Raw genomic sequence first — 21,529 nt, 5'->3', positions numbered from 1 at the left:
GGACCCGAACGACGAGGCCACTCCCCCGTCATTGCATAGGGTGGCCGGGTGAGTCCTGGCTACGTCCTCCTGATCGCGGTAGCCGGCATCCTGGGTGGTGCGGTCAACTCGATCGCCGGTGGCGGGTCGCTCATCTTGTTCCCGGCGATGCTGGCAACCGGCATGTCGCCGCTGACCGCGAACGTCACCAACTCGATGGCAACCTGGCCCGGATACGCGGGCGGCGTACTCGGATTCCGGTCAGAACTTGCCGATCAACGCAACCGGCTCCGTCCCCTGATGCTGGCGGCCATCCTCGGATCGACGATCGGCTGCATCCTGCTCCTGGTCACCCCCGCGGCCGCGTTCAAATGGGTCGTACCGCCCCTCATCCTGCTGGCCGCAGCCCTTCTCGCTTTCCAGCCCACCATCAAGAAGTTTGTCGGTGAACCCCGGGAAGGCGGCCGCATCTGGACCGTGCAGTTCCCCGCGACGACGGCCGCCGCCATCTACGGCGGCTACTTCGGAGCAGCCCTCGGCGTCATCGTGCTCGGCGTCCTGGCGGTGACGGTGCCGGACACCCTGCGTCGGCTCAACGCCCTCAAGGGCGTGGTGTCGTTCGTCGGCGGGACCGTCAGTGCCCTGATTTTCGGGGTGTTCGGCCCGGTGAACTGGACCGCCGTGCTGATCGCCGCACCGGCGGCCCTGGTCGGTGGGTACTTAGGCGCCCGGATCGCCCGACATGTGAACGAAACAGCACTGCGCTGGAGCGTGGTCGGTCTCGGCATCGCGATCGCGGTCTACCTGCTGATCAAGGGCGTGTAGTGGCTGCCGGCGACCGGTCACGGACCGAAGACCAACAATCGACCGAAGACCAACCGCCACTGACGCTGCGCTCCATCGCACCATCGGTGTTCGTCCCTGCAATGGTCTACGAGATCGGTAACGGGGCAACCGCTCCCGTCATCGCGCTCACTGCGCTGCAGTTGGGTGCCTCCCCGAGCAAGGCCGGGTTCATGCTGGCCCTGCTCGGCATCGGACAGGTCATCGGGGACGTGCCGGCCTCAGCGCTGGCCGACCGGATCGGCGATCGTCGGTCCATGATCCTGGCCGCCGGGTTGGCGACCATCGGTCTGGTCGGCTGTTTCGTCGCACCGTCCCTGCTCATGCTGGGCATCTCGCTGGTCCTGATCGGGATGGCGAACGCGACCTTCTACCTGGCCCGGCAGTCGTACCTGACCGAGGTCGTTCCGATCGGTCTGCGGGCCAGGGCTATGTCCACCCTGGGCGGATCCCACCGGATCGGGTTGTTCATCGGACCGTTCGTGGGCGCGTTGGCGATCGGTCTCTTCGACCTCCGCGCCGCGTACGTCGTGGCGATGGTGACCGCCGTTGCGGCCGGCACACTGCTGATCGTCGTACCGGATGTGGCCCTCCCCGCTGGTCAGCCTCCGACGGTGCGCGGCGGGGTGACCTCGCGCGAAATGCTGGCCGGGCATCGGCGGCTCTTCGCCACCCTGGGGCTGGCCATCCTGGCGGTCGGTGCGGTCCGGGCGGCGCGGCAGACCGTGCTCCCGTTGTGGGCGGAGCACCTCGGCCTCAGTGCTGCCGAGACGAGCGTCATCTTCGGCATCGCCAGCGCGGTGGACATGGCCCTGTTCTATCCGTCCGGAAAGATCATGGACAAATACGGCCGTTTGGCGATCGCGATTCCGTCGATGACCATTCTCGGTCTCGCGATGATGGCACTGCCCCTCACCTCCGGCGCCGTGACGCTGACGCTGGTCGCCATGGTGATGAGCTTCGGCAACGGCATCGGCTCTGGCATCATGATGACGCTCGGCGCGGATGCCGCCCCGGTCTCGGGCCGGATCCAGTTCCTCGGGATCTGGCGTGTGCTCAGCGATTCCGGCAGTGCGGCGGGCCCGGTGGTGATGTCGCTGGTGGCCTCCGCCTTCACCCTCGCCGTCGGAATCGTGAGCATCGGGTCGGTGGGACTGCTTGCCGCTCTCGCACTCGGAATCTGGGTTCCGAAACACTCGCCGTTTGCCACCCGGAGATCCATCGCGGAATATCGGACATCGATCGCGAGCGCGGGTGGCACGAAGGGGCCGAACACTTAGCACGACTCACAGAAACCAAACCGCTGACACCCTGCTTTCCCACATCTTCGATCGGTACTTCTGGATCCAGTGCCGCCGAATACCACCGGGCGGTGTCAGTCGCAGGAGGCAACCGTGTTCGGTCTCAAATCACTCGCCGTCTCATCGGCCGCGGCGCTGGTGCTGGCGATGGCGGCCCCGGCCGCCCAGGCCGCCATCGGCGTCACCTTCGCACCCACGTCCAACGCCACGACGTCCGGCGGGGCGGCCAACAGCACCGACTGGTCCGGATGGGACGTCACCGGCGGGACATACACCTCGGTATCCGCGTCGTGGACGGTCCCGGCCGTCACCTGCACCACCGGCGAGAGCAGCTACTCCGCCGACTGGGTCGGACTCGATGGGGACGGCAGCAATTCGGTCGAGCAGATCGGCACGTCCTCGGACTGCGACTCCGGCGCGCCGACCTACTCGTCCTGGTACGAGTTCTATCCGTCCGTCTCGGTCACCCTCCCCAACACCGTCAAACCAGGTGACAAAATATCGGCGTCGGTCGTCTCCGTGAAGGGGTCGGACAAGTTCACCCTGGTCCTGACGGACGCCACCCAGAAGTGGACGAAGACGGAAACCGGGGCCTCGCCATCGGGCACTGGGGCGTCCGCCGAGATCATCGCCGAGGCACCGTCGGGCTCCGAACGATCCGACAGCGTGCTCCCGTTGGCGAACTTCAAGAGCACTACGTTCTCGGACATCAAGGTGAACGGAACGGGACTCGCGGAGCTCGACGGCGCTCAGAAGATCGCGATGGTCGACAGCTCCGGTGATCCGATGGCGACCGTGTCAGCCCTCACCGGCACCGGGACCGCTGACAGGTTCACCGTGACGTGGGTGTCGAGCGGCGACGAAACCTCGTTCCCGCAGAGTTCCACCACCGGCGGTGGCGGTTCCGGTTTCGGCAGTGGCGCAGGCGGGTTCGGCGGCTACGGCTTCGGCTACGGCTTCGGCTCGGGCGGCTACGGCTACAGCTCGGGCGGCTACGGCTACGGCTTCGGCTCGGGCGGCTACGGCTACGGCGGTTGGGGCTACGCCACCGGCGACGGAACCGACAGGTCCGGCAACAGCTTCTGGCAGTCCTGAGAACGCTTCCTGACGTCGGCCCGCTGAGACCGACCCGTCCGATGCCCCAGCTCGAGCCCTCGAGCTGGGGCATCACGGCGTTCGAACGCACTGGTGATCGAATCGACGTAAGATTTCAGTAGTGGTCAGAAGGGCTCGAAGATGACGGATGTCGGGGCAATCGGTGTGGTGGGGAAAGTCAGCACCGCGACGCGTGGTGCCGGCGGGCCCGGCGAGGTCATGTTGACCGTGGGCGGGGTCAAGGAGTGCTACTTCGCCAACAGCGACGAACCGATCGCCGAGGGGGAAATGGTGCTGGTCGTCGACGTCGCGCCCCATCGTCATGTGGTTGTCGTCCCGTGGGCGGACTTCCCCGTTCCGTCGTGACGCGGGCGACCAACGGCGGCGGGAGAAACCCGGACCGAACCGCTGCCGGACGGTGCCGCCGGATCTACGCTCATCCTGAGTTCATTCGCACATCGAAAGAAGGCACCACATGTTCGGCTACCGAGTTCCCGATCCTGATGAAGCACTGCTGATCTCGGGCGGTCAGTCCTCCAGCGGCGCACCGTTCCGGGTCGTCATCGGGCACGGCGCCTTCGTCCCACCGATCTTCCGTCGGGCCAATCTGCTGTCCCTGGCCATGACGGAGGCCGAGGTCCAGGAGACCTGCGTCACCCGACAGGGCATCGCACTCAACGTGAAGGCCGTCATCGCGTTCAAGGTCGGCGGCGACGTCGAGTCGATCGTCGCGGCCGGACAGCGATTCCTGTCCGACCAGGACCAGATGTCGATCCTGACCGGCCGGATCTTCGCCGGTCACCTCCGGTCCATCATCGGATCGATGACGGTCGAGGAGATCGTCACCGAACGTCAGAAGCTGGCCACCGAGGTCCTGGACGGCTCCAAGCAGGAAATGGCCAAGATCGGCCTCACGGTCGACGCACTCCAGATCCAGTCGATCGACGACGGCCAGCTGGGCTACATCTCCGCCATGTCGGCACCGCACAACGCGGCCATCCAGCAGGCGGCGGCCATCGCGCAGTCCAATGCCAACCAGATGGCCGCCCAGGCCGAGCAGGATTCGCTGCGCAAGCAGGCCGAGTACCAGCGGCAGACGACGATCGTCCAGGCGCAGTACAAGGCGGAGGTCGACAAGGCCCAGGCCTCGGCAGCTCAGGCAGGCCCACTGTCGCAGGCCCAGGCCCAGCTCGAGGTGCTGCAGGCGCAGAAGGACGTCGCCGAACGCAACGCCGAACTGCGCGAGCAGCAGCTGGTGGCCGAGGTGGTCAAGCCGGCCCAGGCAGAAGCCCAGAAGACGAAGATCCTGGCCGCTGCCGAAGCCGAGAAGATCCAGATCCTCGCTGCCGCAGCAGCTTCGAACAACAGAGTCGCTCTGGACCGGATGCTCATCGAGCAGTTGCCGGAGATCGTCAAGTCCGCGGCGCAAGGGCTCAACGGCGCGAACGTCACCGTGCTGAACGGCGCCGATGGTCTGGGCGACATCGCGGCGTCACTCGTCGGTCAGGGTTCGGCGATCTTCGAAGCCGTGCGCAAGGGCTTCCAGGGTGGCGCTCCTAGTAGTTCCGGCAACAGCAACGGGTCGGCCCCGAAGCCGGTCAAGATCACCCCGGAGCTCAGTTCCTGACCGGTGCTCCACCGGGACCCTGACCGGCCGATCACATGAACGCCCTCGTTCACCCCTGCGGGAGAATTTGATCCCCGTGGACCCATACCCGCGCGACATCGGCGGGGGTGGCGAGGGCGAACACGCGGGCCAGCGCATCGACGAGGTCGGCCGCATTGGCCACGTTGACCGCCAGCTGGCTGCGCGGCGCCGGCGTGATCAGCACGGCGTCGAATTCCCTGCCGATTGCGAAATCCCCTACGCGGTGGTCGATCCCGAGCGCACGGGCGCCAGCTCTCGTCGCCAGGTAGAGCAGGTGGGCCGGCGTCAGCGGGAGCCCGTCCGCGCCGAGGAGCTGCTGCATGAAGTAGGCCTGGAGCCCTTCCTTGAGCAGGAACAGACCCGTCCCGGCGCCGACGTCGGATCCGAGCGACACCCCAACACCGTGCTCCAGATGACGACGCAGGGGGAACAATCCGCTGCCGAGCGAGGAGTTGCTGCTGGGGCAGTGCGACGCCCAGGCCCCGGTCTGCCCCATCACCGCGAGCTCGGCGTCGGTGGCGTGGACGTTGTGGGCGAGCACGCTGCGCGGGGTCACCAGCCCGTGCCGGTGGTAGGTGTCCAGGTAGTCGCGGGAGTCCGGGAACAGCGAGGCGACCGTCTCCACCTCGGCGAGGTTCTCGTTGATGTGCGACGTGAACGCGATGTCATCCCGGAGCAGCTCGCCGCACATCTCCAGCATCTCGTCGGTGGTCGACAGCGAGAATCTCGGTGTCACTGCATATTTCAGCCGCCCCCGGCCGTGCCACCGCGCGATCAGCGCCTCGCTCTCGGCGCGCCCACGCTCCGGCGTGGTCAACAGGTCTTCCCGGAGGATCCGGTCCGAGAGCACCAGGCCGGAGGTGACGTTCAAGCCGCGCTGCTCGGCGCCCGCGAACAAGAGGTCCATGGCCGGGGCGAAGTGCGCGCCGAACACCAGGGCGGATGTCGTGCCGCAGGACACCAGACCATCCAGGAACTCGTCAGCCACCGCCGCCGCGTAGGTCGGATCGGCCAGTCGGCTCTCCTCCGGCAATGCGCACCGCTCGAGCCAGTCCAGCAGCGGCATGCCGAGGCCGCCGATCGCACGGATCTGCGGGTAGTGCACATGGGTGTCGACGAAACCGGGCAGCAGGATGCCGCCCAGCTCCTCCACTGATTCGTCCGGGTAGGCCGCGGACACCGTCGCAAATGCTCCGCGGGCCACGATCGTGCCGTCGCGGACCACCAGTGCACCATCCTGGTCGCCGACCAGCGCGCCGGTGCCCGCCGGACCGAAGGGGTCGACCGGTGTGTCGACGACGGTGGCACGGTAGAGCGTCATCCGGACCCCCGTTGCAGTGCATGGATTGTCGAGTCCGTGGGAGCGGCCTCCGGTGCCACGGCGACGTCCGCAGCGTTGGCGGCGTCGGCGCTCGCCAGCATGCGCCACACCCGGTCCCGGGAGAACGGGGTTTCGAACGGCCGGACGCCGACCGCCCGGCGGATGGCGTTACCGAGCGCCGGAGCGACCGGGTTGTAGGGACTCTCGCTCATCGACTTCGCGCCGAACGGCCCGAGATCGTCGCTGGTCTCCGCGAAATAGACCTCGGTCACCGGGATGTCAGCCATCTGCGGCACCCGGTACGTCCGGAACACCGGATTCACCACCGCTCCACCTTCGTCGATGAGCATCTCCTCGTAGAGCGAACTGCCGATTGCCTGCGCGGTGCCACCCTCGATCTGTCCGCGGCACTGTTCCGGGTTCATCACAGTGCCGGCGTCCGCCGACTGGATGGACTGGAGGATCCGGACCTCACCCGTCCGGACATCCACCGCGACCCGGAATGCCTGCACGTTGAAGGCGAGCGAACGCGCCTCGCCGAATTCGTCACCGGCCGCGACCAGTCCGTCCCCGGATCGGCACTCGTCCGGAGCTGCGGCGATCAGCTCCGCGAAGCCGAGCAATCGGCAGCCGGCCCGCACCCCGTCCGCCTCCAGTATGCAGTCCATGAGGTCGACCCCGGCCGCAGAAGCCGCGGCTGCCAATAGGATTGCCCGCAGCGTCACCGCAGCTCCGTGCAGTGCCTTCCCCGCCACGGTGGTCCCCGCCGAGGCGAAGGCACCGGTGTCGTAGGCGGCGCCGTCGGTGTCGGAATTGGTCAGTTCGATCCGTTCGACCCCGGTCGCCATCACGGTCGCCACGATCTGCGTGTGCACGGTGGTGGTGCCGTTGCCGAATTCGCTGGTGCCCACCCCGAGGACGTAGTGGCCGTCCGGGCGCAGGGTCACGGTCGTCTTCGAGATGTGGCCCCGTGGAGCCATCGTCGCGATCATCGCGACCGCCATTCCCTCGCCCACCCGCCAGTGATCGCCGTCGGGGGTCCGCACGCCGTTGCCCCGACGCAGCGCCGCCTGCGCAAGATCCAGGCATTGATCGAGGCCGTAGCTGCCGTAGATCAGGTCCGTCTCGGGCTCCGGATGCACCACGAGCAGCGGGTCACCGTCCCTCACCGCGTTGATCCGACGGAGCTCGAAGGGATCGATGTCCAGCCGCACGGCGAGTTCGTCCATCGCCGACTCGACCCCGAGGATGACCTGGCCGAGCCCGTACCCGCGGAAGGCGCCAGACGGGCAGTTGTTGGTGTAGTCCACCTCGGCGTCCAGCCGCTTCACCGGCGACCGGTACAGGCTGATCGACTCGGCGCAGCCGTGGAAAAGTACGCCGATGGAATGGTTTCCGTAGGCGCCGGTGTCGCTGAGTACGTCGATCTTCATCACCGTCAGGTGGCCGTCGGCGTCTGCTCCCAGCTGTACGCCGACCCGCATCGGGTGACGCACGGTGGTGCGGGTGAACTCCTCGGTCCGGCTCATCTCGTAGACAACGGGGCGCCCGGTGCGAAGCACCCCAAGAGCCACCAGGTCCTCGGTGAGGATCTCCTGCTTCCCGCCGAAGCCACCACCGACCCGCTTGGTCAGCACCCGGATCCGATCCGTCGGCAGGTCGAGCAGCAGGGCCAGCTCGTCCCGGACCAGGAAGGGCACCTGGGAACTGGTCCGCAGCACCAGCCGCCCCGTGGGGTCGAGCCAGCCGAGAGTGCCATGTGTCTCGAGTTGGGCGTGCGATATCCGTTGCGTCTGCCAGCTTCCCGACACGGTGACGGCCGAGGCGGCCAGCGCTTCGTCCGCGTCGCCGCCGATGCCGTCATGGATGGACGCGATGACGTTGCGGTGCGCCTCGGCCACCCGGTCGACCGGGGTCAGATCAGGGTGCAGCACCGCAGCGCCCGGCGAGCGGGCGACCTCGGGATCGAAGACGGCGGGCAGGATCTCGTACTCCACGTGGATCCGGCGGCACGCCTCCTCGGCGATCGCGACGGTGGTCGCCACCACGGCAGCCACCCGCTGCCCGACAAATCGTACGACGTCGTCGAGAACCCGGGTGTCGTCCGGATCGTCGGTCCGGTTCTCGTGACGGGCCGTCGAGAACCGCTGCTGGGGAACGTTTTCATGGGTCAACACCAGTTCGACGCCGATCATCGCCGAGGCGGCCGAGGTGTCGATCGACAGGATCCGGGCGTGCGGGTGCGGCGAACCGAGGACCCGCACGTGCAGCGCCCCGTCCAGCACGGTGTCGAAGGTGTACGGCTCGGTCCCGGTGACCACCCGCCGGGCGGCGGGCGGTTGCACCGATCGGCCGACCAAGGTGCCGCTGGTCGGTCCCGGTGGCACAGCGGTCGAGGTACCGAGACCCTGGCTGATGGCCTGCCTGATGCTCCGATAGCCGGTGCAGCGACAGAGGTTCCCCTTCATGATACGGGGCAGGTCGGGGAGCTGCTCAGGCACCAGGGTGGATGCGGTCACGATCATCCCGGCGGTGCAGAACCCGCACTGGAAGCCAAAGTTGTCCACGAAAGCCTGCTGCATGGGATGCAACTCGTCGCCGCAGGCCAGACCGGAGACGGTGGTGACCTCGCTGCCCTCGATCCGCTGCGCGGGATAGATGCACGAGTGCACCGGACGGCCGTCGACGATCACCGAGCAGGCGCCGCAGTCGCCGGCATCGCACCCCTTCTTCAGCTCGGTGTGTCCCTGATCCCGCAGGAAGGTGCGCAGGCATTGACCGGCACCTGGCTCGCCCTGGGTGATCTCACCATTCACCGTGAACTTCATCCGGCGAGGTCCGCTCGGATCTCTTCCAGCAGAACGATACTCACCTGACGACGCCAGTCCGCGACCCCCAGCGGGTCCGTGTAGTAGCCGTCGGCAGCCGACACATCAACCGCCAAGGTGGGCGCATCGGGCAGGGCCGGATACCGCAGCACCGTCGGCCACAGCGTGGCGGCGGTCATCGAGAACACCGCGCTGCCATCGTGATCCACCCGGCCGGTGAGGACGGCCCCCGAACGCCCGAGATCGTGGAGGGCGATCTTGCGGTACCCGGTGCGGGCCCGCAGCGCGTGGCCGGGAAGATCGATCCAGCGCAGCACGTCGCCGTGGGCCAGCGAGTTCTGCCCGTTGCCGGTGATCAGCTTCTCGACGGGAATCTCGTAGTCGTCACCGTCCGGCCGCCAGATCAGGGCGGTTCCGTCCAGTGCCGCGCACAGCGACACCATGCCGGCAGCCGCGAACGACTGGCACACGTTGCCACCGACGGTCGCGATGTTCCAGATCTTGAACGATGCGAGCAGCGCACTCGCGCACTGGAAGAAGAGCGGGTGGGCGAGCCAGCCGTTGTGCTCGGGCAACTCGGCCAGCTCGGCGATCGTGCAGGTGGCCCCGATGCGGAGCCCGTCGTCGACGTACTCGATCGTCGGCCAGCCCATGCTCGTCAGATCGACCAGGCCGGTGGTTCCGACCTGTGGTTCGGAGAACAGCCAGGTGCCGCCACCGAGGATCCGCTCACCGGGCTGCAGCGTCAGCTCCGGACGCGACGTGGCCCGCCGGAGGCTGGTGACGGTGTTCAGATCCAATGCGGCGCTCCTCGCTTGCTTCCCAGGACCCCTGCCCGACTTGGACGGCGCCCCCTGCTCCTCCATGATCACCCGCCGGCATGATCATCCGCCAGCAAACCGCACCCACGTGTCGGTCTCGTGACGAGGCGCTCCACGCGGCTGTCACGGACGACCGAAGCCGCCCGAGTTCTAGATCACACCTGCCGCGCAGGTTTGGGCCGCGATCACGGAACATCTGGGGTTCTGCAACGATGTAGAAGAAGTCGCTGCGGCGACGGTGGCCGCGCCCGGAGCTGCGTGGGGCCACCTCGTTCGACCCGCCACATCCTCGACCACCACCCGGCACGACCCACTCCCCGCTTGGACCCCTGTGAACCACGTTCTGACCAGCTCTGCTGTGCCCTCTACCGTTCGGGACGACGTCATCTCGTCGCCGCGCATGCTGCGCCCGGGCCGCCTCGCCGCGATCCTCGGAGCGATGACGGCCATCGGGCCGCTGACCATCGACATGTACCTGCCGGCGCTGCCGACCATCGCGCGTCACTTCGCCGTCACCGACGCCGCAGCGCAGGCCACCCTCACCGGCTCGCTGCTCGGCCTGGCCGGCGGACAACTGCTCGTCGGTCCGCTGGCCGATGCCTTCGGTCGCCGTCGGCCGCTGATCGCCGGATTGGTCCTGCACCTGCTGGCGTCCGTGCTGTGCGCGTTCGCCCCCGACATCGAAGTGCTGACCGTGGCCCGCACTCTGCAGGGCATCGGCGCGTCCGCCGGCGCCGTCGTCGCGTTGGCCATCATCCGCGACCTGTACACGGGAATGCCTGCGGCCAAACTGATGTCGCGCTTGATGCTGGTGACCGGCGTGGCGCCGGTACTGGCCCCCACCATCGGCAGCTTCATGCTCCGGGCCACGTCGTGGAACGGCTTGTTCGTGGTGCTCGCCGTCGCCGGCGGCCTCCTGGCCTCGCTGGCCGCCTTCGCCCTGCCGGAGACCAACCCGCCGGAGCGTCGGCAGCGGGCCGGGATCGCCCGGACGTTCCGGTCCTACGGTTCGTTGATCGGCGAGCGTCAGTTCATCGGCCTCTGCCTGGCCGCCGGTCTGGCCATGACCGTCATCCTGGGCTACGTCAGCGGCTCGTCGTTCGTCCTGCAACAGCAGTACGGGATGTCCACTGCCGTGTTCGGCCTCGTCTTCGCGGCCAACTCGGTGGGCCTGATCAGCGCGAGCCAGGTGAACCCCACACTGTTGCGCAGATTCACCGCGTCGCAGATCCTGGCCGGTGCGATGATCGTCTGCGCCATCGCCTCGGCGGCCATGGTCGTGCTCACCGCCACCGGTGCGCTGGGCCTGTGGGGACTGCTGATCCCGCTGTTCGTGGCCCTCGCGATGGCCGGCCTTGCCCTGCCGAATGTTCCTGCCCTGGCGCTGGCCCCGCACGGAGCCCGCGCCGGCACAGCCGCTGCCCTACTCGGTGCGTGCCAGTTCGGCATCGGCGCGATGCTGTCGCCCCTGGTCGGCTTCAACGGCACGGTGACCGCGGCGACGATGGCTGTGGTGATCTTCGGCGCCGCCGTCCTCGGGGTCCTCGTCCTGGTCTTCGTCGTCCGGCCGCGATCCATCGCGACGAATTCAGCCGACGCCGAAGGTCTTGTCGCGCTGCACTGACCGCTCGCCTCAGCCGGACCGGTCGACCTTGTGCTGGGCAGCCTGCGCCCGCGGCCGGAGCACCAGCAGATCGACGTTGACGTGGGGCGGCCGGGTCACTGCCCAGCAGACGGTGTCGGCGACGTCGTCGGCCGTCAGGGGCTCGGCGACGCCCTGGTAGACGGCGGCGGCCTTCTTGGTGTCCCCACGCATCCGGTTGACGGTGAACTCGTCGGTGCGCACCATGCCCGGGGCGATCTCGATCACCCGGACGGGCTTGTCGAACAGCTCGAGCCGCAAGGTCGCGGCAATGGCGTGGGTGCCGTGCTTGGCCGCCACGTAACCGCCCCCGCCCTCGTAGGCCACGAAACCGGCGGTCGAGGACATGACCACGACAGTCCCTGCGCCGCTGGCGATCAGCTTGGGGAGCAGTGCCTGGGTGACGTGCAACGTGCCCATCACGTTGACCTGGAACATCGCTTCCCAGTCGTCCGGATTGCCGGTCGCAATCGGATCGGCCCCGAACGCCCCGCCCGCGTTGTTGAACAGCACGTCCACCCGCGCCAGGGTGGCGGCGAACGCCTGCACGGCGTCCCGGTCGGTGACGTCCAGTTGGCAAGCGGTGCCGCCGGTCTCGTTCGCGACCTCGGTGATGCGATCCAGCCGGCGACCGGCCGCCACGACGTGGAATCCCGCTGCGGCAAGTTGCCGTGCGGTGGCGGCGCCGATCCCGCTACCGGCGCCGGTGATGACGGCGACCTTCTGATCGAGCTCGGCAGGCATGGATCTCCTTCTCAGGTGCGGCGTTCGTGACGCACGGGCTTGAGTTCGGGCGGTGCGTCGGTGGCCGGTGGGAATTCGCAACGGAATTCGCCGTCGTATCCGAAGAGAAAGCCGAAGACGCGATTCCTCACCTCGAGTGAGACCCGGAAGACCTCGGCGGCGTCGTCGTAGCTCTCTCGTAGGGTGGCCTCGCCACTGAACAGCAACGGGAACCGGAAACCGACCGGTCCTTCGTGGAAGCGATGACCATGGGAAGTCAACACCAGCGAACCCTCGGCTGTCACCTGCAGTGCAAGATCGACGGCGAGATGCTGATGGGTACCGAGATAGTCGACCAAGGCTCCGTCGTGAAGGATCATCGTGGCATCGAACCGACTCGGCTTCTTGCGAATGCGGTACTCACGCGTGAACGTGATGGTTTCCCTACCGTACGGATCTCGGTAGGGATAGTTCTTGATGACGAACGGTACGTTGCGGCCGACGTCCGCGATCAGGATGTTGCGCATCTTTCCGAGACGGAGAAACGGCAAGGTCCACCACGGACCGCGTCGGACGGACGTCATCACTCCGGTCCCGACGCAGGCATAGCCGGATTCGAGGCCGACCCCGAATCGACGCTGGAGCATGGGGTGAAGTCGGTCGAAATCGGCGCCCATTGCCTGCGCGAAGATGGAGGTCATGGTGCCTCGAGTCTGTCGAGCGTCGCCGGCGCGTCGTCCATGGCCTGCCCACGCAGAGGTTCCCGCCGGCAGCGCGAAGCACGGGGACGCCCCTGACGCCAGAACGCCAGCACTGAGTAGAGGGGCCAGGTTTCGGGCGGCTCCCCCGTCTCGGCCCAGATCCGCAACCGATCGAAACTCCACGCCGTCATCCATCCGACGAAGCGGCGGATGCCGATCGCGTCGGCAGCGCTGCCCCACCCGGGGCGGTAGTCGTAACCGGTGATGAACCGGACACCGTCGGGCGTCGGGACATAGCGCCAGTATCCGCGGCCGTCACCCAGCGGTGAGAGACGGTCCCGGGTGGTGAAACGCAGAGCAGAGGTGCGTGTGTCATCCGGACGACGGCGTTCGCCGAGGGAGATGCCGGTGCCTGCGATGCGGTGCAGCGGCACACGCAACTCGTAGCGAAACCTTTGAGAACCGTCCTCTGTGATGCCGGTCGGTGTGATCCTGCTGAAGCGGAGGTCCCATCGTGGATGGAGGTCGGTGTTCTGGGTCAATTCCCACAGGCGGTCGAGGTCGGACATGATCACCGTCTCGACGTAGATCGGTCGACGCGACATCCACCCACCGCGCACCGGACTTCTTGCTGGTTCTGCCACATGCATCGTCAAACCCCCCAACTCTCGCGGACTTGTCAACATCGCCCGATCGTGTGCTGACAACTCGTCCGGCTCACCCTCGTCCGGCTCACCCTCGCCCGGCACGAAGCCTAGACCGCAGCGCGGTCCGACGACCGTTCAATGGCTATTCTGGCGGTGCCCGCCCTAGCGAACTCCGGACCAGAGTTCGCGCGCCGGTCGGCCCGGATCCGGTACCGGCCCGCTCTCCACATCGAATCGCATGACGGTCCGGTCGGCGCCGTAAGCGGGCCAGCCGGGACGGCCGGTCCGGACGAAATCGACCCAGGCCCGGTGCATCCCGTCGGCCAGCGCCTGCGGTGCGTGGTCGCCGGCCATCGGGATGCTGTTGGGGTCGTCCAGGTTGTCGAAGGTGAACGCGATCTCCAATGCGTGGCAGGCCCCGAGCCGACCATCGAATCGTGGGCTGTCCCAGGCGAACTCGTAGACGTAGGTGTCAGCGCCGAGAGCAGAGCGCGTCTCGGCCAACCGCATGGCGGGGATCCGGAAGAACCAGTCGCTCAATGCTGCAATCATCAACTCCCCCGGCGTGGCACCCGGCAGCTCGGTCGCGTAGGTGCCGACGATCTGCTCGACGTCGGTCCCGAGCAGGGACAGCGCCCCACGCAGCAACGAGGCGTCCACCATCGACGACACCCCGCTCGGCACCAGGAAGAATGCGTGCTCGTCGGAGTTGGTCCCGACGAGCACCTCTACATCACGTGAGGCGCCGGCGGCGATCAGGTCGATCGGGCGTGCGGTCAACAGTTGTCCGTCGACGACGGGCTCGAACGCCATCCCGTTCACGGTGATCTCGCGCCAGCGCGTGGGATCGGGTCGGGCCGCGATCTCGGCGCCGAGGTCGGCCTGGACTCGGATCAGGTCGTCGACGGGCACCGAGCCCAGGGCCTCGACGGTGGCGTCCACGCCGAGCCGCGACGCGACTTCGTTGATCACCTCGGCCGCGGTCGTCGGCGTCAGCACATGGTGCCCGGCGCCGCTCTGCAGCACTGCACGACTGAACAGCCCGTTGGCCGGTGGCAGAGCCAGCAGGGTCGCGACGCTCATCGCCCCGGCGGACTCGCCGGCAATCGTCACCTGGGCCGGATCCCCGCCGAAGCCAGCGACGTTGTCGCGCACCCAGGTCAGGGCGGCTATCTGATCCAGCGAGCCACGGTTGGGCGGTGCTCCCGGTATCAATCCGAAACCGTCGACGCCGAGGCGGTAGTTGATCGTCACGCACACCACACCGTCGCGGGCGAAGGCCGAGCCGTCGTAGATGGAGATGGCTCCGCTGCCGTTGACGAAGGCGCCGCCGTGGATCCAGACCAGCACCGGTAGTCCGTCGGCGCCCTCGGGCGTCCAGACGTTGAGGTTCAGGCAGTCCTGACCGTCGACGAACACCTCCGGCAGGAGGGCGTCCGTCGGGGGTAGATAGCCGGGTTTGGGCGCGGTGGGTCCGTACTCCAGAGCCTCCCGGACGCCTTCCCAGCCTGACGCTGGCTGCGGTGCGGCGAACCGGAGCGCACCGAATGGCGGTTCGGCGTATGGCACGCCGAGGAAGGATCTGACGCCATTCTTCTCGCGTCCACGCAACTGCCCCTGCGTGATTGTCACCAACGGGTCCATCCGTTCTCCTTGTCCATGCTGCGCTGCTCGGTTCGCCGTCCACGGATCGCCGGTCGGACCGTTCACCATAGGCCCGCCCGTTCCGGCACCCGGCCCGACCCACATCACCGCAGGATCCACGAACGGCCCGTCAGAAACATTCCCGACACAATCAAGTCCAAACTGGTCATGTGGGGCAAAACGAGACAGCCCGATCTGGGCCGGTTCCAGGGCGACCATTCTTCAAGAAATGGTAAACCCTTGACTCGGGCTCGATAGATGTTGTGCCGCAGGGTGTTCACGAATAGCCATCACGATCTCAGCTGGCCGTGCCCGGGATCGGGCAAATGGACAGGGCGGACCAACGGGACGCCGGTTGCGCCACGGACCTATGAAATATCGGGCGTCCTTGACTCACCTGTTCAGGACATGCACTATCTCCATCCAGGCCCCGTCGCTACTCCGCAGATCAACGCCGATCCGCAGCCGACCGCAGCACACACCTGCAGGAACTCACACCCAGGAGGAACCGTGGCGAGCATCGACGACAAGGTGTACAATAATTCGAACGATAAGCTGGAGCGGAACGTCGGGTTCTACGGTTTGATGTTCGTTTCACTCGGGTCGATCATCGGGTCCGGTTGGTTGCTGAGCGCGCTGACGGCTGCACAGACGGCCGGCCCAGCGGCCATTCTCTCCTGGGTGCTGGCCGCAGCCATGCTGACCATTCTCGCCCTGGTCTTCGCCGAGCTCGGTGCCACCTACCCGGTCGCAGGTGGAACCGGGCGGTTCCCCTACTTCTCGCACGGACCGGTCACGGGATTCTTCGCGGGGTGGTCCTCCTGGCTGCAGGCGGTGGCCATTGCCCCGATCGAGATCCTGGCCGCGATCGAGTACGCCAACACCACGCAGTGGACGCAGGCCCACTTCAACATGCTCGACGCGACCGGCAACCTGAACGGGCTCGGCAAGTTGGTCGCTTTCGCCGGCATGGCGCTGTTCACCGGGATGAATCTCGCCGGAGCCCAGTTCATGTCCGAGTCCAACTCGATCGTGGTGATCTGGAAGACGGCGATCCCGCTGCTGGCCATCCTGGTGGTGTGCTCTTTGTCGTTCCATCCGGGCAACCTGACCGCCGGCGGTGGATTCATGCCGCACGGATTCCATGGCGTACTCGCAGCACTTCCGGCCGGCGTCGTCTTCGCGTTGCAAGGGTTCGAACAAGCGGTTCAACTCGCCGGCGAGGCCCGCAATCCCAGCAAGGACATCTCGCGCGCCATCATCACGGCGATGGCCATCGGCGCGGTCCTGTACATCGCTCTCCAGCTGGCCTTCCTGCTGGGCGTGAACCCGGCCGACGTGTCCAAGAACTGGGACAACCCGCTCGGCTCGGCCGGGGGGACCAGCAGCGTGGGCGCCTGGTACAGCCTCGCCCTGGCCGTCGGCGCCGGTTGGCTCGGCACGCTGTTGCTGATCGACGCCATCATCTCGCCGGCCGGGACCGGCATCGTCTACCTCGGTACCACGGCGCGCATCTCCTACGCCCTCGGCGAGGAGGAGGAACTGCCGTCCCACCTGTCCAGAACCGACAAGAGGAAGGTGCCGTGGGTGTCGATCCTGGTCGCCGCGATCGTCGGCTGCATCTCCTTCGTCGGCTTCGGCAGTTGGGCGAGCCTGGTCAACGCCGTCACCGGGGCGACCGCGATCATGTACGCCCTCGCGCCGGTCTCCCTTGCTGCATTGAAGAAACGGGACCCGAACCGGACCCGCCCGTACAAGATGCCGTTCCCCAAGGTGTTCCTGCCGGTGTCGTTCGCATTCTCGAGTCTGCTCATCTACTGGGGCGGTTGGGGCACCACCTGGAAACTCGACATCGCCGTGCTGGTCGGGCTGATGCTCTACGGATACGGGGTCGCTCTGAAGGAGACCGCCGGGCGTCTGAAGCTGCGGTCGGCCGTCTGGATCGGTCCGTGGATGCTCGGGCTGACCCTGATCAGTCTGTGGGGCAACTACGGCTCCGACGGCGATGGCCACAAGAACGACCTCTTCCCCAACACCCAGTGGGATCTGGTGCTGGTCATCGCCTTCGCCCTTGTGATCTTCTACTGGGCGGTGTCCTGCGCGATGAGCACAGCCGAGGTCAAGCAGGCGGTCGGCGTCGAGGAGGAAGCGGAGAAGGCGGTGTTGGAGGCCGAACCGGCGGTCCCCTCCGGCATGCAGTGAGCTGAGAGCGATGGCCGAGGGCCGGTGCGGAGTGCCTCCGCACCGGCCCTCGGCCGCGGTAGTTCAGCGTGTCCTGGGCGGTGTCGGCGAGGCGAGGTTCGCGGCCGACGACTTGATGGACAGGATGCAGCTGATGATCGCGGGCAGCATCACGGGGCCGCCCTTCCACCCGGCCAGCAGCGCCGACACGACCAGGATGATGAGCGCGACGAGCAGCGCCATTCGTCCCGGCCCTTCCGTGCCCTTCACCGCCGCGAACAGCGCGAGCAGCCCGGCCACGGCGACCATCGCCACGAACCACGGGGCAGGGTCGAAGATGATGTAGGCGAGGCCGATGAACGCGGCGACCCAGGCCACCGTGCCGGCGGCCCACAGACGGGATCTCATCGACCGATCGTATGGCCCCGCCGGCCTTGCCGACCGTCAGCCCGTGTCTGGAGGCCCGTGTCTGGAGGCCCGTGTCCGGAGGCACTGTCGGTGCCATCGTTCACACTGGACGGACTATGAGCGACAAGTACCTGACGAGGATCGCCGGCCTGCTGCGCAAGGCCGAGACGACCGACAACGAGCACGAAGCCGATGCCTACCTCCAGGCGGCCCAGCGGCTGGCCACCCTGTCGTCCGTCGATCTGGCGATGGCTCGGGCGCACAGCACGGCGAAGGAGAAACGGGCCGTGCCGGCGCAGCGGACCATCACCATCGGCGAGCAGGGCAGACGTGGGTTGCGCACCTTCGTGCAGCTGTTCCTGGAGATCGGGCGGGCGAACAGCGTCACCTGCGACATCGCCCGCGACTCGACGAGGGTCTACGCGTACGGGTTCGATAATGACATCGACGCAGCGGAGGCCCTGTACTCCTCGTTGGTGGTCCAGATGGTGCGGGCGTCGGACGAGTACATCAAGTCGAAGCGGTACGCCCAGGAGACGATCGGGCGCTGGGTGCGGGTCGACGGTCCGCGGCCGGGCTGGCGAGGCCCCTCGCAGGAGTGGCAGGAGCGACCGGTCCACGCGACCACCGCAAGGGTCAACTTCCAGCAGTCGTTCGCCGCGCGGATCGGCGCTCGGCTCAGGCAGGCCAGGCAGCAGGCCCAGCAGCAGGCGGTCGAGGCGGATACGTCAGCCGCATCGGGCGCTACGGGGGTCGAGATCGTCCTGCGCGCCAAAGAGGTCGAACTGCAGGATCACTACAAGGCCAACTCGACTGCGCGCGGGAGCTGGCGCGGCAGCTCGGCGAACGCGGGCTACTCCGAGCTCGCCAGCCGGGCCGGTGATCGGGCGGGTCGCACAGCACGGCTCGGCGGTGAACAGGCGATCGGCGGTTCCCGGCCGGCCATCAATGGATGAGCGGCCCTGACCAGCAACGCGCCCGCGTCTACGAGGCGGAGGCCCTCGTCCGGCGAATCTTCGATCGTGCCGTCGACTACCCGATCGTCGAGGTCGTCGGCTCCCACCTCACCATCCCGGTGGAACGGAAGTTCGCCTCGTTGGACTCGGTCCGGATCTACGTCGATGCCGTACTGGCGTTGGACTGGGTGCGCACGGCGTGGCCGCGCGCCGGTGAACACGTGGCCGTCCGGGCTCGGGCCGGCCAGAGCCGGGCGCACTACGAACGTCGGCCACCCGTCATCGCCGTACCGCTGCACCGGGGCGTTGACGCCTGGGCTCTGCGGGAACTCGTGGTGCTGCACGAGATCTCGCACCACCTCGGCCCTGACGACGAGGTCGCCCACGGGCCCGAGTTCACCGGCCGAATGATCGACCTCGTCAGCGGGATCGTCGGCGAGGAGGCCGGATTCCTGCTCCGGGTGACACTGCTGGACCTCGGCGTCCGGGTCCGCTGAACCCCCACTTCACGCAACGTCCTGCAAAACGATCGCTATAGCGAGCACTCTGCAGGACGCAACGAGCAAAGGGGCCAGGAGTGCCCGGCCATCAGCGCGCCTTGGCGTACGAGGTACCCGCCGCGCCCTGGGTGATCGGACCCGCCAACGGGCGGTAGAGCAACGCGTACAGGGCGAACGACAGCACGAAGCCGACCTCGAAGGTCAGGTCACCGATATCGGGAACGTGGGTCGGGACGATCCCCAGGTACCGGGTCTGGTTCGAGAACAGCCAGATCGACACCACCGCTGCGACCAGCATGGCGATGGGGCCGGCCCAGTTCTGGTACTTCTCGTCGATGTAGACCATCTCGTGGTCCTTGACCCGACGCAGCAGGCGGTCGGCGAAGACGACCCCCAGCCACGGACCGATCCAGTAGGCGATCACCAGGAGGAAGTTCTCGTAGGAGTTGATGTTGTCGAGACCTATCAGGGCGATGACGAAGCCGGCCGTGCCCATCACGACGGCGACAACAGCACGTGACCGGGGCGTGGGTAGCTTGATCCCCATTGCGGTGAAGGAAAGCGCGCTGGAATAGATGTTCAAGGCGTTGGCGGCAATGGCACCGAGGCAGATGCCGAGCAGGGTGAGCTTCTCCAGCCAGGTCGGCAGCAGGCCCGTGTAGGAGGCGACCGGGTTGACGTAGTTCCAGCCGGCGCCACCGACGGCGGTCACCGCCGCCGCGCCCACCACCTCGAGCAGGGTGCAGGAGAGGAAAACACCGATACCGGCGAAGATGCCGGCTGCCCGGCCGGTCCCTGGCTCGAGGTACCTGGTGTAGTCCGACGCGTAGGGGTTCCATCCGGCGGCATAGCCGAAGGTCGCGCCCAAGGCGATCCAGAACCCGCCCGGTGTCGGGGATGCGCCGGGCGTGGCCACGATGGCCGCCAGTCCCGGGTGCGACTTGGACAGGATGACGACGGCGCCGATCAGGAAGATCACGGTCAGCACCGGGAACGCGTACCGCTCGAAGGCCTGGATCAGGTTGTGCCCGAAGTACGCGATCGCCAGCATCAGGACGACGACGATGACCAGGCAGACCCAGCCGGTGATCTTCGTCAGGGCGCTCAGGGCCAGCGCCCCGCTCACGCTGTTGACGGCGAACCAGCCGATGCCCGCGGTGAGGGAGTTGAGACCGGCCGGCAGGATGTTGCCCAGGAAGCCGAAAGCTCTGCGCGACAACACCATCTGGCAGAAGCCGGAACTCGGCCCCCAGCTGGACAGGACCGCATGGGAGATACTGCCCAGGCCGGTGCCGATGACGATTGCTGCGAAGGCCTGCCAGAACGTCAGGCCGAAGAACAGCACGCTGATGACCCCGACGAAGATCGTCGCGAACTCCATGTTGGGCGACGTCCACGTCCACAGCAGCTGGATGGGCTTGCCGTGGCGTTCGGCGAGCGGGATGCCTTCCGCCCCGCCCGGTTCCACCGCGCCGACCTGGGCTCCGTAATGACGATCGGTGGTCGGTTCGGCAAGGGAGGCTGACATGGGAGGAATCATCCGACCGGGTCACCGCCTAGGGCAAGAACCTTTGTGTCAAGGTCGTGTTTCCAGCACGTCACGGACCCTGTCACGACGTCTGGGCCGCAGCGCCGGAGCGGGTTGCCCGTCCGGTCCGCACCGATCAGAGTGAGCGGATGACCGAACCGGAGCCGCCGCCGATCCCACCGATCCATCTGCCCCGATCACAGCGCATCCGCGAACCCTGGGCCAACGGGCAGGGTTTCAGCGAGTCCATCACGTCCCACCAACCTGACGAGCTGGACGGCGAGATCCTGTGGCGCTTCAACCTGGCCGAGATCCCCGGCGATTGCGAATTCTCCGAACTGGTCGGGATCGACCGGCAGTTCATGTTGCTCGACGACGTCAAGCTCTCGCTCGATCTGGGTCGCACCCAGCGGGTCCGACCACTGGAAACGGTGCTGTTCGCCGGCGAGATGGCGCCGCCTTGCCGATCGTCCGGGCCGGCGCGGGCACTGAATCTCCTGGAGCGCCGCGGACGAACGTGGGGCAACCTCGAGTTGATCACCCTGACCAAGCCGATGCTCTTCCCGATCGGACAGGCGGCTTGCATCGTGGTCGTCAAGATCGACGGCTCGCCGACCTGGCCCGGTGCCGGTGATCTCCAATCGGGAGATGCCGTCCGGCAGGATCGGCCGTTCTGGGGCCCTCCGCACACGTTTCCGCTGTCCGGCATCGGCCGGGTGGCCGTGGTCTCCATCGGGACCGTGGATCCGCCGGAGCGGTGAGC

General features: G+C 67.3%; 19 protein-coding genes. 10 read left to right on the top strand and 9 right to left on the bottom strand.

The features are described 5' to 3' along the window. The first annotated feature begins 48 nt into the window (after window positions 1-48). From ABIB25_RS03110 to ABIB25_RS03090, 5 genes are all read left to right on the top strand, one after another. On the top strand, window positions 49-804 hold the full coding sequence (locus ABIB25_RS03110) for a sulfite exporter TauE/SafE family protein (protein WP_354526930.1): 756 nt from the start codon (window positions 49-51) through the stop codon (window positions 802-804). Between the two features lie 86 nt (window positions 805-890). Next, window positions 891-2,102 carry an MFS transporter gene (locus ABIB25_RS03105; RefSeq protein ID WP_354526929.1) on the top strand — a complete coding sequence of 404 codons (1,212 nt, stop codon included), beginning with the start codon at window positions 891-893 and terminating at the stop codon, window positions 2,100-2,102. A gap of 114 nt (window positions 2,103-2,216) precedes the next feature. Next, on the top strand, window positions 2,217-3,218 hold the full coding sequence (locus ABIB25_RS03100; RefSeq protein ID WP_354526928.1) for a G1 family glutamic endopeptidase: 1,002 nt from the start codon (window positions 2,217-2,219) through the stop codon (window positions 3,216-3,218). 141 nt (window positions 3,219-3,359) lie between these two features. Beyond that, complete coding sequence (locus ABIB25_RS03095; RefSeq protein WP_354526927.1) at window positions 3,360-3,584, top strand: NfeD C-terminal domain-containing protein; 225 nt, start codon at window positions 3,360-3,362, stop codon at window positions 3,582-3,584. Window positions 3,585-3,693: 109 nt separating this feature from the next. Further along, window positions 3,694-4,845: an SPFH domain-containing protein gene (locus ABIB25_RS03090; RefSeq protein WP_354526926.1), complete on the top strand. Its 1,152-nt coding sequence runs from the start codon at window positions 3,694-3,696 to the stop codon at window positions 4,843-4,845. Between the two features lie 49 nt (window positions 4,846-4,894). Here ABIB25_RS03090 and guaD read toward each other — a convergent pair whose 3' ends face one another. The 3 genes from guaD to ABIB25_RS03075 are packed head-to-tail and all read right to left on the bottom strand — an operon-like array spanning window position 4,895 to window position 9,815. Then, complete coding sequence (guaD, locus tag ABIB25_RS03085) at window positions 4,895-6,187, bottom strand: guanine deaminase (protein ID WP_354526925.1); 1,293 nt, start codon at window positions 6,185-6,187, stop codon at window positions 4,895-4,897. Further along, window positions 6,184-9,015 carry a molybdopterin-dependent oxidoreductase gene (locus ABIB25_RS03080; RefSeq protein WP_354526924.1) on the bottom strand — a complete coding sequence of 944 codons (2,832 nt, stop codon included), beginning with the start codon at window positions 9,013-9,015 and terminating at the stop codon, window positions 6,184-6,186. The genes guaD and ABIB25_RS03080 overlap by 4 nt, the downstream gene beginning before the upstream one ends. Beyond that, a complete protein-coding gene (locus ABIB25_RS03075) occupies window positions 9,012-9,815 on the bottom strand; it encodes an FAD binding domain-containing protein (protein ID WP_354526923.1) in 804 nt (267 codons plus the stop codon). Before ABIB25_RS03075 ends, ABIB25_RS03080 begins: the two co-directional genes overlap by 4 nt. Window positions 9,816-10,194: 379 nt before the next feature. Here ABIB25_RS03075 and ABIB25_RS03070 point away from each other — a divergent pair, with 379 nt between their 5' ends. Further along, window positions 10,195-11,460 carry a multidrug effflux MFS transporter gene (locus ABIB25_RS03070; RefSeq protein WP_354526922.1) on the top strand — a complete coding sequence of 422 codons (1,266 nt, stop codon included), beginning with the start codon at window positions 10,195-10,197 and terminating at the stop codon, window positions 11,458-11,460. A gap of 9 nt (window positions 11,461-11,469) precedes the next feature. On the opposite strand, the gene ABIB25_RS03065 is transcribed toward ABIB25_RS03070, so the two are convergent. The 4 genes from ABIB25_RS03065 to ABIB25_RS03050 form a co-directional block, all read right to left on the bottom strand. After that, complete coding sequence (locus ABIB25_RS03065) at window positions 11,470-12,222, bottom strand: SDR family oxidoreductase (protein ID WP_354526921.1); 753 nt, start codon at window positions 12,220-12,222, stop codon at window positions 11,470-11,472. An 11-nt stretch (window positions 12,223-12,233) separates the two neighbouring features. After that, window positions 12,234-12,902, bottom strand: a complete 669-nt coding sequence (locus ABIB25_RS03060) for a DUF4166 domain-containing protein (protein ID WP_354526920.1) — start codon at window positions 12,900-12,902, stop codon at window positions 12,234-12,236. After that, window positions 12,899-13,507, bottom strand: coding sequence for an SRPBCC family protein (locus ABIB25_RS03055; protein WP_354526919.1), 609 nt, complete (start codon window positions 13,505-13,507; stop codon window positions 12,899-12,901). Before ABIB25_RS03055 ends, ABIB25_RS03060 begins: the two co-directional genes overlap by 4 nt. Window positions 13,508-13,711: 204 nt before the next feature. Then, window positions 13,712-15,181, bottom strand: a complete 1,470-nt coding sequence (locus ABIB25_RS03050) for a carboxylesterase/lipase family protein (protein WP_354526918.1) — start codon at window positions 15,179-15,181, stop codon at window positions 13,712-13,714. Window positions 15,182-15,703: 522 nt separating this feature from the next. Here ABIB25_RS03050 and ABIB25_RS03045 point away from each other — a divergent pair. Further along, window positions 15,704-17,395 (top strand): APC family permease, encoded by a 1,692-nt coding sequence (locus tag ABIB25_RS03045; RefSeq protein WP_354526917.1) that lies wholly within the window; start codon window positions 15,704-15,706, stop codon window positions 17,393-17,395. A 63-nt stretch (window positions 17,396-17,458) separates the two neighbouring features. On the opposite strand, the gene ABIB25_RS03040 is transcribed toward ABIB25_RS03045, so the two are convergent. Further along, entirely contained in the window at window positions 17,459-17,782 is a 324-nt protein-coding gene (locus ABIB25_RS03040) for a hypothetical protein (protein WP_354526916.1), read from the bottom strand. Window positions 17,783-17,898: 116 nt separating this feature from the next. Here ABIB25_RS03040 and ABIB25_RS03035 point away from each other — a divergent pair, with 116 nt between their 5' ends. Both ABIB25_RS03035 and ABIB25_RS03030 read left to right on the top strand, forming a co-directional pair. Continuing rightward, a complete protein-coding gene (locus ABIB25_RS03035; RefSeq protein ID WP_354526915.1) occupies window positions 17,899-18,738 on the top strand; it encodes a DUF2786 domain-containing protein in 840 nt (279 codons plus the stop codon). Further along, the gene (locus ABIB25_RS03030) at window positions 18,735-19,235 is read left to right on the top strand and encodes a TIGR04338 family metallohydrolase (RefSeq protein WP_354526914.1); all 501 of its coding nucleotides are present in this window, start codon (window positions 18,735-18,737) and stop codon (window positions 19,233-19,235) included. Before ABIB25_RS03035 ends, ABIB25_RS03030 begins: the two co-directional genes overlap by 4 nt. Before the next feature lie 91 nt (window positions 19,236-19,326). Here ABIB25_RS03030 and ABIB25_RS03025 read toward each other — a convergent pair whose 3' ends face one another. Continuing rightward, the gene (locus ABIB25_RS03025; RefSeq protein WP_354526913.1) at window positions 19,327-20,766 is read right to left on the bottom strand and encodes a purine-cytosine permease family protein; all 1,440 of its coding nucleotides are present in this window, start codon (window positions 20,764-20,766) and stop codon (window positions 19,327-19,329) included. Between the two features lie 149 nt (window positions 20,767-20,915). Here ABIB25_RS03025 and ABIB25_RS03020 point away from each other — a divergent pair, with 149 nt between their 5' ends. Next, window positions 20,916-21,527, top strand: coding sequence for a HutD family protein (locus ABIB25_RS03020; protein WP_354526912.1), 612 nt, complete (start codon window positions 20,916-20,918; stop codon window positions 21,525-21,527). The last annotated feature ends 2 nt before the right edge of the window (window positions 21,528-21,529 follow it).

It is taken from the genome of Nakamurella sp. UYEF19, assembly GCF_040546275.1.
Classification (GTDB): domain Bacteria; phylum Actinomycetota; class Actinomycetes; order Mycobacteriales; family Nakamurellaceae; genus Nakamurella.
This window is presented reverse-complemented; position numbering and strand designations above follow the sequence as displayed.

Coding starts and splice junctions, on each gene's coding strand:
- ABIB25_RS03095 (WP_354526927.1), top strand. CDS start 3,360: ATGACGGATGTCGGGGCAATCGGTGTGGTGGGGAAAGTCAGCACCGCG.
- ABIB25_RS03090 (WP_354526926.1), top strand. CDS start 3,694: ATGTTCGGCTACCGAGTTCCCGATCCTGATGAAGCACTGCTGATCTCG.
- guaD (WP_354526925.1), bottom strand. CDS start 6,187: ATGACGCTCTACCGTGCCACCGTCGTCGACACACCGGTCGACCCCTTC.
- ABIB25_RS03080 (WP_354526924.1), bottom strand. CDS start 9,015: ATGAAGTTCACGGTGAATGGTGAGATCACCCAGGGCGAGCCAGGTGCC.
- ABIB25_RS03065 (WP_354526921.1), bottom strand. CDS start 12,222: ATGCCTGCCGAGCTCGATCAGAAGGTCGCCGTCATCACCGGCGCCGGT.
- ABIB25_RS03060 (WP_354526920.1), bottom strand. CDS start 12,902: ATGACCTCCATCTTCGCGCAGGCAATGGGCGCCGATTTCGACCGACTT.
- ABIB25_RS03055 (WP_354526919.1), bottom strand. CDS start 13,507: ATGTCGCGTCGACCGATCTACGTCGAGACGGTGATCATGTCCGACCTC.
- ABIB25_RS03040 (WP_354526916.1), bottom strand. CDS start 17,782: ATGAGATCCCGTCTGTGGGCCGCCGGCACGGTGGCCTGGGTCGCCGCG.
- ABIB25_RS03035 (WP_354526915.1), top strand. CDS start 17,899: ATGAGCGACAAGTACCTGACGAGGATCGCCGGCCTGCTGCGCAAGGCC.
- ABIB25_RS03030 (WP_354526914.1), top strand. CDS start 18,735: ATGAGCGGCCCTGACCAGCAACGCGCCCGCGTCTACGAGGCGGAGGCC.
- ABIB25_RS03025 (WP_354526913.1), bottom strand. CDS start 20,766: ATGTCAGCCTCCCTTGCCGAACCGACCACCGATCGTCATTACGGAGCC.
- ABIB25_RS03020 (WP_354526912.1), top strand. CDS start 20,916: ATGACCGAACCGGAGCCGCCGCCGATCCCACCGATCCATCTGCCCCGA.